This window comes from Dorea phocaeensis, from assembly GCF_900240315.1.
GTDB classification, from domain to species: domain Bacteria; phylum Bacillota; class Clostridia; order Lachnospirales; family Lachnospiraceae; genus Dorea_B; species Dorea_B phocaeensis.
Genome location: NZ_OEPZ01000003.1, coordinates 122,244 through 138,211, shown reverse-complemented (window position 1 = coordinate 138,211; position 15,968 = coordinate 122,244). Strand labels below are relative to the sequence as shown.

16 protein-coding genes are annotated in these 15,968 nt (G+C 37.2%); all 16 read left to right on the top strand.

Going from position 1 to position 15,968, the window contains the following annotated elements; translation table 11 throughout:
• Positions 1–37 precede the first annotated feature (37 nt).
• Entirely contained in the window at positions 38–1,603 is a 1,566-nt protein-coding gene (locus C0979_RS07730) for a terminase large subunit (protein WP_101695671.1), read from the top strand.
• Between the two features lie 80 nt (positions 1,604–1,683).
• The gene (locus C0979_RS07725; protein ID WP_101695415.1) at positions 1,684–2,046 is read left to right on the top strand and encodes a DUF1413 domain-containing protein; all 363 of its coding nucleotides are present in this window, start codon (positions 1,684–1,686) and stop codon (positions 2,044–2,046) included.
• Positions 2,039–2,341: a hypothetical protein gene (locus tag C0979_RS07720; RefSeq protein WP_101695414.1), complete on the top strand. Its 303-nt coding sequence runs from the start codon at positions 2,039–2,041 to the stop codon at positions 2,339–2,341. Before C0979_RS07725 ends, C0979_RS07720 begins: the two co-directional genes overlap by 8 nt.
• Positions 2,342–2,400: 59 nt before the next feature.
• On the top strand, positions 2,401–3,744 hold the full coding sequence (locus C0979_RS07715) for a phage portal protein (protein WP_101695413.1): 1,344 nt from the start codon (positions 2,401–2,403) through the stop codon (positions 3,742–3,744).
• Positions 3,662–4,459, top strand: a complete 798-nt coding sequence (locus C0979_RS07710; protein ID WP_101695412.1) for a head maturation protease, ClpP-related — start codon at positions 3,662–3,664, stop codon at positions 4,457–4,459. The genes C0979_RS07715 and C0979_RS07710 overlap by 83 nt, the downstream gene beginning before the upstream one ends.
• A 12-nt stretch (positions 4,460–4,471) precedes the next feature.
• Positions 4,472–5,650: a phage major capsid protein gene (locus tag C0979_RS07705; RefSeq protein WP_101695411.1), complete on the top strand. Its 1,179-nt coding sequence runs from the start codon at positions 4,472–4,474 to the stop codon at positions 5,648–5,650.
• Between the two features lie 71 nt (positions 5,651–5,721).
• On the top strand, positions 5,722–5,994 hold the full coding sequence (locus C0979_RS07700; RefSeq protein ID WP_101695410.1) for a head-tail connector protein: 273 nt from the start codon (positions 5,722–5,724) through the stop codon (positions 5,992–5,994).
• Complete coding sequence (locus C0979_RS07695) at positions 5,994–6,326, top strand: phage head closure protein (RefSeq protein ID WP_101695409.1); 333 nt, start codon at positions 5,994–5,996, stop codon at positions 6,324–6,326. The genes C0979_RS07700 and C0979_RS07695 overlap by 1 nt, the downstream gene beginning before the upstream one ends.
• 2 nt (positions 6,327–6,328) lie before the next feature.
• On the top strand, positions 6,329–6,709 hold the full coding sequence (locus tag C0979_RS07690) for an HK97 gp10 family phage protein (protein ID WP_101695408.1): 381 nt from the start codon (positions 6,329–6,331) through the stop codon (positions 6,707–6,709).
• Positions 6,709–7,026 carry a hypothetical protein gene (locus C0979_RS07685; protein WP_101695407.1) on the top strand — a complete coding sequence of 106 codons (318 nt, stop codon included), beginning with the start codon at positions 6,709–6,711 and terminating at the stop codon, positions 7,024–7,026. Before C0979_RS07690 ends, C0979_RS07685 begins: the two co-directional genes overlap by 1 nt.
• Positions 7,027–7,030: 4 nt before the next feature.
• Positions 7,031–7,606, top strand: coding sequence for a major tail protein (locus tag C0979_RS07680; RefSeq protein ID WP_101695406.1), 576 nt, complete (start codon positions 7,031–7,033; stop codon positions 7,604–7,606).
• 12 nt (positions 7,607–7,618) lie between these two features.
• Positions 7,619–7,993, top strand: a complete 375-nt coding sequence (locus C0979_RS07675) for a hypothetical protein (RefSeq protein WP_101695405.1) — start codon at positions 7,619–7,621, stop codon at positions 7,991–7,993.
• Positions 7,994–8,364: 371 nt separating this feature from the next.
• Entirely contained in the window at positions 8,365–8,613 is a 249-nt protein-coding gene (locus tag C0979_RS07670; RefSeq protein WP_101695670.1) for a hypothetical protein, read from the top strand.
• A 106-nt stretch (positions 8,614–8,719) separates the two neighbouring features.
• The gene (locus C0979_RS07665) at positions 8,720–11,821 is read left to right on the top strand and encodes a phage tail tape measure protein (RefSeq protein WP_101695404.1); all 3,102 of its coding nucleotides are present in this window, start codon (positions 8,720–8,722) and stop codon (positions 11,819–11,821) included.
• Position 11,822: 1 nt separating this feature from the next.
• The gene (locus tag C0979_RS07660) at positions 11,823–12,497 is read left to right on the top strand and encodes a hypothetical protein (protein WP_101695403.1); all 675 of its coding nucleotides are present in this window, start codon (positions 11,823–11,825) and stop codon (positions 12,495–12,497) included.
• Positions 12,498–15,962, top strand: coding sequence for a phage tail protein (locus C0979_RS07655; RefSeq protein ID WP_101695402.1), 3,465 nt, complete (start codon positions 12,498–12,500; stop codon positions 15,960–15,962).
• The last annotated feature ends 6 nt before the right edge of the window (positions 15,963–15,968 follow it).

Genomic DNA, 15,968 nt, shown 5'->3' with positions numbered 1-15,968 from the left:
TTTGAGAAAACTAAAGAAATATACACCGACAAAGCTCATGGCAAAGTCCTCGCATTATGATAAGCAGATGGCAGATTTTGCAGTCAGCTTCATTGAAGAGCTATGCCATACAAAAGGAACATGGGCGGGTAAGAAATTTGAACTTATTGATTGGCAGGAGCAGATCATCAGAGATCTGTTTGGTGTCTTAAAGCCAAATGGATATAGACAGTTTAATACTGCATATATCGAAATTCCTAAGAAACAGGGAAAGAGTGAACTTGCAGCTGCCGTAGCACTTCTTCTTTTATGTGGAGATGGAGAAGAAAGAGCAGAAGTCTACGGATGTGCAGCAGATAGAAATCAGGCAAAAATCGTATTTGATGTTGCCGTTGATATGATTCGTTTCTGTCCGGCACTTATGAAACGAGTAAAGATACTGGAATCGCAGAAAAAGATTATATATAAACCGACAAATAGCTTTTATCAAGTATTATCCGCCGATGTAGCAAACAAACACGGCTTTAATACGCATGGGGTTATCTTTGATGAACTTCATACCCAGCCAAATAGAAAACTCTATGATGTTATGACACAAGGGTCTGGTGATGCACGTATGCAGCCACTGTATTTTCTTATTACAACGGCCGGTAATGATACAAACTCCATCTGCTATGAGATACACCAAAAAGCTTTGGATATTCAAGCAGGAAGAAAGATTGATCCTACCTTTTATTCTGTAATCTATGGTGCAGATGAATCGGAAGATTGGACAGACCCAAAAGTGTGGAAGAAAGCCAATCCATCGCTAGGAATCACTGTAGCCATAGAAAAAGTAAAAGCAGCATGTGAATCTGCAAAGCAAAATCCTGGAGAAGAAAACTCCTTCAGACAGCTTAGGCTAAATCAATGGGTAAAGCAGTCTGTCAGATGGATGCCGATGGAGAAATGGGATGCATGTAATTTTCCTATAAATGAAGATGACCTAGAAGGTCGTGTATGTTATGGGGGCCTTGACCTTTCCAGCACAACGGATATTACAGCTTTTGTTTTAGTCTTTCCACCAACGGATGAAGATGATAAATACATTGTTCTTCCGTATTTTTGGGTGCCGGAAGATACGCTTGATTTAAGAGTTAGACGTGATCATGTACCTTACGACCTATGGGAAAGAAAAGGATATCTTCAAACAACAGAAGGAAATGTGGTGCATTACGGATACATTGAAACTTTTATCGAAAGTCTTGGTGAGCGTTTTAATATCAGAGAAATCGCATTTGATAGATGGGGAGCAGTACAGATGGTTCAAAATCTAGAAGGTATGGGATTTACAGTAGTTCCATTTGGACAGGGATTTAAGGACATGAGTCCACCAACAAAGGAACTTATGAAGTTAGTTCTTGAAGAAAAAATTGCTCATGGTGGTCATCCTGTTCTTAGATGGAATATGGATAATATTTTCATACGAACTGACCCTGCAGGAAACATCAAAGCAGATAAGGAAAAATCAACAGAAAAAATTGACGGTGCCATTGCAACTATTATGGCACTTGATAGAGCCATTCGTTGTGGAAATGAAGTAACAGAATCAGTTTATGATTGTCGAGGCATTCTTTTTGTTTAAAAACAATTGACATCTTTCTGTTTAGGTTATATAATCAGAATATAAAAAGGTTATATAACCTAATATGAAAGGAGAGAGTTATGTCAAATCAAGTAGTAGTAACTCTAACGGACAAAGAGTTTGAAGAAGTAGAGAAATTAGCAAAAGAGAAAGGATTGTCTATTTCGCAGTACGTTAAAAGGTATCCAATTTCTGATGATGACTTTGATTACAGGTACGAATTTTTAAAGAAAGCAGCTGTAAAACAACCTAAAAATTGTCCTTTCACAGTAATGTCACTTTTTGACGATTGGGATGAGATCAGTAGAGGCGTAAAACTAAGTTTAGGTAGATGTTTTTATCATTTGGTTAAAGGAGGAAAGTTGCCTAAAGTTGAACCGGCAGGAAAGAATTCGTCGAGCGTGCAACTTTATGTAGTAAAGGAAGGTGATTCTGTTGAATAGTAGCGTAATGATAAATCTTATTAAAGAGGTTGAGTGTAATCAACACGGTATTACAAAATTATATCCATCAAGAGTTTATTATTTCCAAACAACTCATAAATACGATAACATAACTGTTGGTGTTACTTATGATAATTCATTCATAGAATGGAAAAATAAATTGGAAGAATGTATTGGTGGAACTATTTATATGCCTACAGCAAAAAAGATTTTGAACAATTGGTTTTGTTGGGCATTTGAGCAAAGAAGTGCGTTGTTAAGATTAAAAATACCCAATCAATTAAAAATAATATAAAGTATAAGAGCATCTATCAAAATGGTAGGTGCTTTTTATTTGAAAGTGAGGGAAAATTTATGGGAATTCTTAAAGGAATATTTCGAATGCGAGATGCACCTAAAAATAGAACAAGTGGAAGTTCCTACAGCTTTTTCATGGGAAATAGTACAAGCGGAAAGAGAGTAAATGAGCGTTCTTCCATGCAAATGACAGCTGTGTATAGCTGTGTTCGTATTTTATCTGAAGCTGTAGCAAGTCTTCCATTACATTTTTATGAATATGGAGAAAACGGAAGCAAGGTAAAGGCAATAGATCATCCGTTATATAGGCTGCTTCATGATGAGCCAAATCCTGAAATGACAAGCTTTGTCTTTCGAGAAACACTTATGACGCATCTACTCCTTTGGGGAAATGCCTATGCACAGGTGATTCGAAATGGAAAAGGCGAAGTAGTAGCGCTTTATCCACTTATGCCGGATAGGATGAAGGTAGATCGAGATGAACATGGAGCTTTGTACTATGAGTATCAAGTAAGCAAGGATGATGCACCAACTAATAAAGGTGCGTCAGTAAAACTTACTCCCGATGAAGTAATGCATATTCCAGGTTTAGGATTTGATGGTCTTGTAGGTTATTCACCTATTGCAATGGCCAAGAATGCGATAGGTCTAGCAATCGCAGCTGAGGAATACGGAAGTAAATTCTATGCAAATGGTGCTGCACCAAGTGGTGTATTAGAGCATCCTGGAACTCTAAAGGATCCGTCAAAGGTAAGAGATAGCTGGTCACAGACCTTTGGAGGAAGTGCAAACTCACATAAAGTAGCGGTTCTAGAAGAAGGAATGAAATACACACCGATTTCTATTTCTCCAAATGAAGCACAGTTTTTAGAAACAAGAAAATTTCAGATTGATGAGATCGCTCGAATTTTCAGAGTTCCGCCTCATATGGTAGGTGACCTTGAGAAGTCGAGCTTTTCTAATATTGAGCAGCAGTCCTTAGAGTTTGTGAAATATACACTTGATCCTTGGGTTTCAAGATGGGAGCAGAATATGATGCGTTCGCTTCTTTCTGAGGAGGAGAAAAAGAAATACTTTATTAAGTTTAATGTAGATGGACTACTACGAGGAGATTACCAAAGTCGTATGAATGGATATGCTACAGCAAGACAAAACGGCTGGATGTCTGCGAATGACATTAGGGAGCTTGAAAACCTAGATAGGATTCCAGCTGAACTTGGTGGAGATTTGTATCTCATCAATGGGAATATGACAAAGCTTGAAGATGCAGGAATCTTTGCAGCTAGCTCAAATACATCAAAGGGAGAGGAGGAAGATGATGAAGAACAAGAAGTTCTGGAACTGGAAGAATCACAAAACAGTAAATCAAGAAAACGAAGAAGTAACAGAACGAATTCTTGAGTTATACGGAACCATTGCTGAAGATAGTTGGTTTGATGATGATATCACGCCGCAGCTTTTTAAAGATGAATTAAATGCCGGAAGTGGCAATATCACTGTATGGATTAATTCACCGGGTGGTGACTGTATTGCAGCAGCGCAAATCTATAACATGCTTACAGAATATAAAGGAAGCGTGACAGTAAAGATTGATGGCATTGCAGCTTCTGCGGCATCGGTTATTGCAATGGCAGGAGATAGAATTTTAATGTCACCTGTGTCTATGATGATGATTCATAATCCGGCTACATTTGCATTTGGTGATCACATCGAAATGCAAAAGGTAATGGATATGCTTACGGAAGTGAAAGAATCTATTATCAATGCCTATGTGATAAAGACAGGTCTATCAAGGGCAAAATTATCACATTTGATGGATTCAGAAACATGGATGGACGCAAATAAAGCAGTGGAACTTGGATTTGCAGACGATGTGATTCAAAAAACAGAAAATATGGAAGATGAGAAAAGCACCGATAAGAAGGATATTCTTTCTGATTCGATGCTTTTTTCACGCAAGGCAGTAAATAATGCACTTTTTAATAAGCTGGAAAAGCATTATGAAAAGCCAAAGGTAACAGCGACAAAACAGGCAGAAATCAAGGAGCCTGTTAACAAAGGTACTCCTGCAAAAGAAATCATGGAGCGCCTTGAAGTCATAAAGAGATTAATTTAGGAGGATACGAATATGACGATGAAAGAATTGATTGAAAAAAGAGCAAAGTTATGGGATACGGCAAAAAGCTTTGTAGAAACACACCAGGATGAAAATGGAGTGCTTTCTAAGGAAGATACAGAAACCTATAACAAAATGGAAAAAGAAATTGAAGATTTGACGGATGTCATTGACCGTCAGCAGAGGGCAGAAAGAAGAGAGGCAGAACTTTCAAAACCAGTAAATTCTCCAATTGTTGTAAAACCATCAAGTGGTGATATGGAAGATGGAAAAGAAAAGACAGGTACTGCATCAAATGAGTATAAGAATGCGATGCTTTCTGCTATGCGTTCTAACTTCCGTAATGTAAGTAACATCCTGCAGGAAAAGGTAGATGCCGATGGTGGTTATTTAGTACCGGATGAATATGACAGCAGATTAATTGATGTGTTAGAAGAAGAAAATATCATGCGTTCTCTTGCCACAACTATTACAACTGCTGGTCAGCATAAAATTAATATCGCAGCTACAAAACCTGCGGCAGCATGGATTGAAGAAGGTGCTGCATTAACTTTTGGTGATGCAAAGTTCAGTCAGATTTACCTTGATGCATATAAGCTTCATGTTGCAATTAAAGTAACGGAAGAACTTTTATATGATAATGCATTCGGACTTGAAAACTACATCATCACACAGTTTGGTAAGGCACTTGCTAATGCAGAAGAAGATGCTTTTCTAAATGGTGATGGTAAAAGTAAACCTACAGGTATCTTTGCTGCAACTGGTGGCGGTGAAGTAGCAAACACACTAACGGCTGCAATTAAGTCTGATGATATGATCGACCTTGTATATGGATTGAAAAGACCATATCGTAAAAAGGCATCTTTCATCATGAATGACGCTACACTTGCAACTCTTAGAAAACTGAAAGACAACAATGGTGCATATATCTGGCAGCCTTCCTATAAAGAAGGAGAACCAGATAGAGTACTTGGTTATCCGGTACATACTTCTGCCTTTGCACCAAAGAATGCGATTGCTTTCGGTGACTACAGTTATTACAACATCGGGGACCGTGGTTCTCGTTCATTTGCAGATCTTCGTGAACTTTTTGCAGGAAATGGAATGGTTGGATTTGTTGCAAAGGAAAGAGTCGATGGAAAGCTGATTCTTCCAGAGGCTGTTAAGATTTTAAAACTTAAAGCAGAATAAGATTTAATTCAAGATGGTGGTGGGATATGAGTTTGTAGCCTGTCACCATTCGCATTTGAGGTGGTATGACAATGATTTTAAGTCTTGATGAAATGAAAGGATACCTTCGTGTTGACTTTAATGATGATGACCAGCTGATTGAGCATCTTATAGCAGCATCTGAAAATCTATGTGCTGATATTGCAAGACTTTCTGTGGCTGAACTTAGCATGATGCCGACATCAAAAATTGCTGTGATGTATGCCGTAGCGTACCTATATGAACATAGAGAAGATGCAGACCACCATCAGCTTTCTATTTCTCTTCGTTCCCTTTTAGAAGGTGTAAGAAGGAGCGTGTTCTGATGGAGGTTTCGCTATTAAATGTAAAAATTCAAATTCAGCAAAATGAAATTATAGTAGATGAGATTGGAAATCATAAAAACACATGGAAAGAATATTATTCCTGCTTTGCTACAGTAAGTGGTGAAGGTGGTTCTGAAAAGAGTGTAGCGGGTCTAATCGTGGAAGATTCCGATATTTCTTTTACGATTCGTTATTGCAAGGCATTAGAAAACCTCGATACAACAAAGCATAGAGTTTTATTTGGGGGAGAACCGTATAACATCGTAGCTATCGATCACATGAACTTTAAGAAAAAGTGCATCAAATTAAAATGTGAAAAGGTAAGGAATTAGATATGGCAAATGTAAAGATTGATAGACTTGCAGATGAAATTATAAAAGGTCTAAAAGAGTATGCAGATTTAGCAACGGATGATATGAAAAAATCCGTTCGTAAGGCAGGAAATGCTGTAAGAAAAGAAATCTCTCAATCCGCACCAAAAGATACCGGTGCCTATGCCAAAAGCTGGTCAGTTAAAAAGACAAAAGAAACGTCAAACTCACTGGAAGTAACAGTTCATTCCAGAAACAGGTATCAACTTGCTCACCTATTAGAATTTGGCCATGCAAAACGAGGTGGTGGCCGTGTGGCTGCAAGACCTCATATTGCAAAAGCGGAAGAAAATGCCATCGATACACTTGAACAAGAAATCTTAAAAGCTTTGGGAGGTATGTGATGTTAGAAGTTGTAAATATGATAAAGGAAATAGGACTTCCTTTTGCTTATAATCACTTTGCAGAAGGTGAAAGTCCTAATCCACCATTTATCTGTTACCTTACTCCAGGCAGTGATAACTTTGCTGCAGATGGAAAGGTGTATCACAAGATAAATATCGTTCATTTGGAACTGTATACCGATCGTAAGGACTTGTCGGTAGAACAGAAAGTAGAGGCAGCACTGGATAAGCATGGCATTTATTATGACAAGCTGGAAACTTGGATTGAAAGTGAAAAACTGTATGAAGTCCTATATTCATTTGAAATGGAGGTATAACAAAATGGCAAATAAAATTAAGTACAATCTTAAGAATGTACACGCTGCAAAACTGACGAAAGGCCCTGATGGTGCATATAAATATGAAGTACCAAAGGCCATTCCAGGAGCAGTAAGTATCAGCCTTGATGCAGAAGGTGACTCCAGTCCGTTTTATGCAGATGGGATTGTGTATTTTCGTTCAACATCTAATAACGGATATTCAGGCGATCTTGAAATTGCTTTAATTCCAGAATGGTTTAGAACAGATATTTTAAAAGAAGAACTTGATAAGAATGGCGTTCTTGTAGAAAATGCTGCAATTGCAGAAACAGAGAAATTTGCACTTTTATTTGAATTTGATGGAGATGCCAATGCAATCCGTCATGTTTTATATAACTGCAGTGCATCTCGTCCTTCTATTGAATCAGAAACAAAGGAAGATACGATTGAACCAGGAACAGAGAAACTTTCTCTTACTGCAGACCCTAGAGAAGATGGTCTTGTAAAAAGTAGAACTGGAGATACAACAACGGAAACTACTTATAAAGACTGGTATAAAAATGTTTATGTACCTACCCCTAAAGAAGTATTAGCATAAGGAGGAACACTCATGTTAAAGAAAGTAATCAATGTTGGTGGTAAAGAGGTAGCATTTCGCTCCTCTGCCACTGTACCTAGACTGTATCGAGCAAAGTTTAAGCGCGATATTTTTAAAGACTTAGCAAAGCTTGAAAGTTCCTATAAAGGAAATAAGGATGATGGTGATGATTTTGCTATTGACGATTTAGAAATTTTTGAAAACGTGGCATATATCATGGCTTATCATGCAGACCACAGCATTCCAGATAATATCGATGACTGGCTTGATCAGTTTGAGATGTTTTCGATTTATGAGGTGCTCCCAGAAATCCTTGCTCTTTGGGGAACAAATCTTATAACAGATATTGAGTCTAAAAAAAACTTAAACGAAGTAGCCGCGAAATGACAACGCCGCTTTTCCTTCTTCGATGTTTAGAAATCGGCCTTTCGATTAAAGACTTAGATTATCTTACCATCGGAATGGTGATGGATATTTGGACTGAAAAAGGGAATGATAGTGTTATTTATGATAATCTTGCAACACAGGAGGATTTTGATAAATTCTAATAATTATTGAATTTGAAAAGTTGTGATACTATAATGGATTTAACAATTTCTATTGAAAACATAAAAATTGTTCTCCAACCTTGAGATTTGATTAAATGCAGGGATAATCCGATAGGTAGTTTCTTTTGGATTCAGCTATGAAGGTGACACAGTGTCCGCTATCTCGTGCGTAATCATATACACGGAGTCAAGGAGAAAGGAGAAATGTTCATGGCTAAGAAAAAAAGTGTGTCTTCAAAGACGCATACACAGCAACAATTAAATGATTATGCAAATCAGCACAATCACAACAACAAAGCTTACAGAGCAAGAATGTTAAATGACAAGATGACAAAAAAAGTATCTCGTAAGCAGGATGCAAAACGTAAGATAAAGTCTCAAGCAGAGTTTGAGGCAGAACATGGTGTGATGTATCCACTTGATTGGATGTGCTATGGCAATCCATATGATTTTGACTAATCATTATCTATGAACGAAGAAAGCATCAATTGTTTTAGACGATTGGTGCTTTTCTTTTGCTCATTTTTGAGCGAAAGTCTTAAAAATAATAAGGAGGTATCAGCCAATGGCAAATCGAATTAAAGGTATAACCGTTGAAATTGGCGGAGATACCACGAAACTACAAACAGCTTTAAAAGGCGTTAATGGCCAAATTAAAAATACGCAATCCGCATTAAAGGATGTGGAGAGACTTTTAAAACTAGATCCGTCTAATACTACTTTGCTTGCCCAAAAGCAGCAACTATTAACACAGGCAATTGGGGAAACAAAAGAGAAGCTGGAAACATTAAAGCTTGCAGCACAACAGGCAAATGAACAGCTGCAAAATGGAGAAATTTCTAAAGAACAGTATGATGCCCTTCAAAGAGAAATTATAGAAACTGAAGAACAACTGAAAAAGCTGGAATCACAAGCATCAAAAGTAAATCAGGTACTAGGAAAAGCATCTGAGGTTGGTTCTAAGTTTGAAAATGTAGGAAATAAAATCACAGATGTAGGTAAAAAGACATCTGTGGCATCTGCAGCTGTAACAGCTATGGGTGGAGTGGCCGTAAAAACGGCAGCAGATTTTGAAAGCTCCATGAGCCAGGTTCAGGCTACAATGGGAATCACATCGGATTCTATGTCTGATTTAAATGGTAAATCTGTTAATACAATGGATGCATTATCTGACCTTGCTAAAGAGATGGGTGCGAAAACTGCCTTTTCTGCAAGTGAGTGTGCAGAGGCTTTAAATTACCTAGCACTTGCAGGATATAACACGCAGGAAATGGCAGATACACTTCCTACTGTTTTAAACCTAGCTGCTGCTGGTAACATTGATCTTGCATCGGCATCGGATATGGTTACAGATGCTATGTCTGCACTTGGAATGGAAACAGCCGATGCTGATAAAATGGTAGATCAGATGGCAAAGACTGCTTCTACCACAAATACATCGGTTGGCCAGCTTGGTGAAGGTATTTTAACTATTGGTGCAACTGCTAAAACAGTAAAAGGCGGAACTGCTGAGTTAAATACAGCACTTGGTATCTTAGCAAATAATGGTATCAAAGGGGCTGAAGGCGGTACGCATTTACGAAATGTCATTCTTTCTTTGCAGAGTCCTACGGATGTAGCTACAAAATCGCTAAAGGAACTCGGGGTATCTGTTTTTGACTCAGAAGGAAATATGCGAAGTCTTAATGATATACTGGGTGACTTAAATCAGAGCATGGATGGAATGACATCGGAAGAAAAGTCAAATATCATCAGTAAGATTTTTAATAAGACAGATTTATCTTCTGTAAATGCTCTGCTTGCCAATACTGGTGAAACTTGGGATGGACTTCAAAGTGCTATTGAAAGTAGCGGTGGTGCAGCACAAAAGATGGCAGATACACAGCTTGATAATCTAAATGGTCAGCTTACGATTTTAAAATCAGCGGTAGAAGGTTTTGCCATTTCTATAGGTGAAGCCCTTATGCCAATGATTAAAAATATTGTGGCTAAACTACAGTTTTTTGTAGACTGGCTAAATAATCTTGATGAAGGAACAAGACAGGTCATTGTCAAGGTAGGATTATTTGTAGTAGCTTTAGGGCCCATGCTTGTCATACTCGGAACCGTTATATCGAAAATAGGAATTGCTATTCAGGCCTTTTCAAAGCTTGGACTTAAAATATCAGCAGCTGTTGCAAAGGCTGGTGGTCTATCTGCAGTATTTTCTAAAATGGGTGCTGCTATTATGGGGATCAATCCAATTGTAATAGCTGTTGTTGCTGCAATTGGTGTACTTGTTGGTGCATTTACTCATCTTTGGAAAACGAATGAAGAGTTTAAGAATAATGTGATTGCTATTTGGAATCGAGTGAAAGCTGTATTTGATGGCTTTGCACAAGGAATTGTAGAAAGGTTAAATGCACTAGGTTTCAATTTCAGTAGTATTACAGAAGTAATAAAAACAGTGTGGAATGGATTTTGTAATTTCCTAGCACCTGTATTTGAAGGAGTATTTACACAAATTGTCAATGTTTTAGAAGGAGCGCTTGGTGCTATTACTGGATTTCTTGATATCTTTATCGGAATTTTTACAGGAAACTGGACACAAGTCTGGGAAGGTGTAAAAGGTATTTTCAGTTCTGTATGGGAATTTATGAAAAATACTTTTACAACATGTATTACCGCAATTCAGAATATCGCCAATGTGTTTCTTGGATGGTTTGGTACAAGCTGGACAGAAGTTTGGACTTCTATTAAAGATTTCTTTGTAAATATGTGGACCGGAATTTCTACATTCTTTACTGGTATTTGGGAAGGCATAAAAAATGTAGTAACGACAGTAGTGATGTTTATTGCATCCTTCTTTAGTACAGCCTTTGATCTTATTACTTTGCCATTTCAGTTTATCTGGGAGAACTGCAAAGAAATCATTACATCTGTATGGGATTCTATTAAGACTAAGGTTACAGAAGCAGTTAATGCTGTTAAGACAACGATTTCTACCGTATTTAGTGCTATTCAGAACATAGCCTCAGTAATATGGGAAGGAATCAAAACGGCAATTACAACACCGGTTAATATCGTCAAAAGTGTTGTAAGCAGCGTCTTTAATGCTGTGAAAAATACACTTTCTACAGTATTTAACAGTATCAAAAATACTTCTACATCCATATGGAATGGAATACGTCAAGCTATTGTAAGTCCAATAGAAAAAGCACGAGATACCATTAAAGGAATCGTGGATAAAATCAAAGGGTTCTTTTCAGGACTTGATATTTCGTTACCTCGTATTAAGCTGCCGCACTTTAGTATCAAAGGTAGCTTTTCTTTAGCACCACCATCTGTACCACACTTTTCAATTTCATGGTACAAGAAAGCAATGGATAAACCGATGTTATTGAATGGGGCTACTATATTTGGAAGAAGTGGCAGTACTTTCTTAGGTGGAGGAGAAGCAGGACCGGAAGTTATTATGGGTCTTGATACATTGCGAGATATGGCAAGTGGATCAAATTATGATCTGTTAAATGCGATGAGCCAGATGATACGGATGATGAATGAGTATTTTCCTCAGTTTGCTAGTACATCGGTTATGCTTGATTCAGGAGAATTAGTAGGAGCAATGGCACCACAGATGAATACGGCACTAGGAAAAATAGCAATGAAACAAAGGAAGGGGTGGTAGTATGTATCATAGTTTAATCATAGGTGGTAAAAATACCTACTCTGATTTTGGATTGATTCCCATGTCACGACCTGTCATTTCACCACCTGAACCAAAAGTATCTTATTTAGAAATACCAGGAAGAAATGGTATCCTTGATTTGACAGAAACACTAACGGGAAGCATCACATATGAAAACCGACAAGGTAGTTGGAAGTTTTTAGTGGATAAAAATCGTGAATGGTCAAAAGTGTATTCTGAACTTTTGAGTTTTTTACAGGGTCGTTTTCTAAGAGTTATCTTAGAAGATGATCCTCTTTATTACTACGAAGGAAGATTAAGCGTTAATGAATGGAACTCAGAAAAGAATTATTCCGTTATAACCATCAGCTATAATTTAGACCCATTTAAATATGAAGTTGCTGAAACAAAGAATGATGGTTATCAGATGATAACTAAAAACTTAGCAACAGAGCCATATGTATTTTCCGTGGATGCTCATACAAAGGTAATAGAGGCAGTTGTCATCTGTGGAAATGTTGTAAATGTTGATGTAGTTGCCACCATCGGTAATGTTAAGTATCCATGTAAAATGGGAACAAATATTTTACCGATATTTCATGTGGATGGGAAAAGTACTTTTAAAATTGAAGGAAATCTTGAAGTAGTGATTCAGTACAGAAAGGGGAGATTATAAATGTATCAAGTAAATCTGGATGATAACATTTTATATATTCCAGGAGACAAGAATTATATGATTGACTCCCCTGTACTGGATATTGCATTAGGAGAAAGTGGCAGTTTTACTTTTATTTGTCCTAAAACAAATCCTCTTTACAGCAACATACAAAACAGAAAAAGCATGATCAGCGTATGTCGTGATGGAGAGGAAATTTTCTATGGAGAAGTAAGAAATCAAGAAAAAGATTTTATGGGTAATAAAAAAGTAAGTTGTGTAGGCGTTTTGGCTTATCTTTCAGACAGCATTCAGCCTCAGAATGAATATCACGATATGACTCCATCACAGCTTTTAAGATCATGGATTGTTGAACACAATAAGATGGTAGAAAATCGTAAAGAGTTTACTGTAGGTCAGGTTACTGTGACAGATTCCAATGACTCGTTATATCGTTATACCAATTATGAAACAACCCTTGAGTGTATTCGCAGCAAACTGGTAGATAGGTTAGGTGGATACATAGTTCTTCGCCATGAAGAAGATAAGCTGTATATAGATTGGTTAAAGATGGAGGATATCGGTGTATTATCAACGCAGACGATTTCTTTTGGAGAAAATCTGCTTGATTATACGGAAGATTTATCCGCAGATGAAATAGCATCAGCGGTGATTCCTCTTGGTGCAGAAATGGAAACAAAGGAATCGGATGTTAATGCTTTAAAAAAGTATGTCGATATAACATCTGTCAATGATGGAAAAAACTATATTGTATCACAAGCGGCACATAGAAAGTTTGGATGGGTATGTTCTGTTCAGCATTGGAATGATGTCCATGTACCGAGTAATTTATTAAGAAAAGGTCAGGAGTGGCTTACAGATAGTCAATTTGAAAATATCACACTGCATTTGAAGGCTCTAGATTTATCTATTGTAGATGTTGATTATGAAAGTTTTAAACTTGGAGATAAAATTCGATGTACTGCATCACCGTACGGTATGGATAAGATATTTCCTGTACTAAAGCTTTCGATTCCACTTCTAAAGCCAGAAGAGGCAAGAATCGAATTAGGTAGTTCAAAAGCAAAAGGATATATTGAACAGACAAATCAAAGTTATTCAGGTCTAGTTGAGGAAGCAGAAACAAGTCGCAAGATTGTAAATGCAAAGATTAAAGATGCAGTCGATAATCTGACATCACAGATGCAGAACAATAAAGGTGGATACAAGTTATCAGAGTATGATGAGCAAGGTCGATGGCTGCGTGATCTTTACATGGACACAATGGATAAGAATACTGCTACAAAAGTTTTACAAGTAAACCTTCATGGTATCGGTGGAAGTCGTAACGGATACGCTGGTCCTTATAGTGTTGGCATGACACTTGATGGTCAAATTCTAGGTGAGAGAATTGTTGCTGGAAGTATAACGGGTGAAAAGTTATCTGTTTCCTATACTTCGCAGGTTGAAACCAAAATCGAAGATTCTAAAAATGCTGCTATAAATGCCGCCAATTCTTCTACAGATGAGAAACTGAAAAATTATTATACTACAAAGGAAATCAACACAAAATTTTCTACAACAGATAGAAAAATCGAAGCAAGTGTAGAAACGATTACGCAAAACTTACAGCAGAAGAACGGAAATTACTATGGTGGCTATACACCGAATAATTCCAATGCTCCAGCTAACTCATGGAATACAGATGCTTTGAAAAAGTTCCATGAGGGAGATTTTTTCTTTAATACATCAAATGGCTACGCTTATCGCTATGCATTGAAACAAGAACTGTATGAGGTAAAATTTTCTCCAGAAAGTAGAACAGAAAGCGAAAATTATGACTACGTTCAATTCTTTTATGAGATGGATGGGAAAATGTATGCATCCGAGCAGCTTGGCGGAACTTCCTTATCAAATATGTCGGTGTATATACCAACAAACGAGTTTTGGATCTATTGGAGAAGTGATCATTCAAATGAAAACTATTACGGATTTAAGATTGCAGGCATTAGACGTGTAAAAGATGTATATACTGAGTCTGTTAAAATTAAAAATCTTCCATCTGATGCAGGGGATGCGATGACGATAAATCCCAATGCATATCCAGAATCAGAGCATTTACCATACTTAGCAAACGATAGAAAGCTTTGGAAATTTAGTGGTAGTCAATTAAGTACAGCAGTCGATGCTTCCTGGGTCAGAGTGAAGGATGCAGACATTGATAAAAATAATGATGAGATACAGGCTGTGCTAAAAGATAAAAGTGGAAACTATAATGGTCCCTATGAGCCAACTAGCAATAAGGAGCCATGTACGAAATGGACATCAAATGCTGAAAGGTTAAGTCATGTTGGAGATATGTTTTATAACACTTTGACAGGTTATGCCTATCGATATACAGTCACTATGGAATCTTTAAGGGTAACATTTGCTGCTGAAAGTAGGACAGAAAGTGTAAATTATGACTATGTTCAAATCTTCTTTAAATTGAATGGAAGTATGTACGCACTTCCAAGAATAGGTGGTTCAGATATAAGCAATGCACAAATATATGTACCGGCAACGGAATTTTATGTGTACTGGAGATCGGACTCATCAAATTGCGATTACTACGGTTTTAAAATAAGTAATATTGAAAAAGTTACAGGATCCTATGAAATGAAGGGAGCACTGGCAAGTCTTCCGGCGGATGCGACCATAGAATCTATTTCTGGTACAACTTATCCAGAATCGGAGCATAGTCCGTATGGAAATAATGTGCGTAAACTTTGGAAATATACATCAAGTGAAACCCTTGGCTCTTATATGAATTCTCGCTGGATTCGTGTTCAGGACCAAGATATTAATATAGCAAAAACAAAAGCAGAAGAAGCAATTTCTAGAATTACGGTTGCAGAAGGCAATATCAGTACAATGGTAAAAAAAGGTGAGTTTGGAACCTATATGCAACAGAATTACAATAGCTTTCTGCTAGGTTTTAACTCAGCAAGTAAATATATCCAAATCAAAGCCGGTGAAATTGGACTATACAATGGAACCATTAATAATTCAGAAAAAAGAGCTGTTATTGATGAGCAAGGAATTCGATTTTATCGTGATGGATATTATGTTGGTTTAATTGGAACAAATAGGTATTCTGGAAATTCTGCTCATAAAGGACTGGTGTTTGACCTGGATGCACAAGGAAAATATATGGCTTTTGCAGAACTTCCAAATGCAAGCGCAGGTGCTTATACAACCATGCTTTGTTTTTCTCGAGCAAATAGTATCTACAAGGAATATGGCTTGCATCTAGGCTGTAATTTTTATTGTCATGGTCATAAGATTATTAATCCTCAATGGGAAGGCGGAAATGGGATTAATGCAACTATCAATTATGTTCAGATACTTTCTGTTGATTCAAGCGGAAACCCTACTAGGTGGGGTCCAAATGGCCGTATGGTATTTAAGAATGGCGTATTGATGGACTTAAACTATTATGCTTAAAGCGCA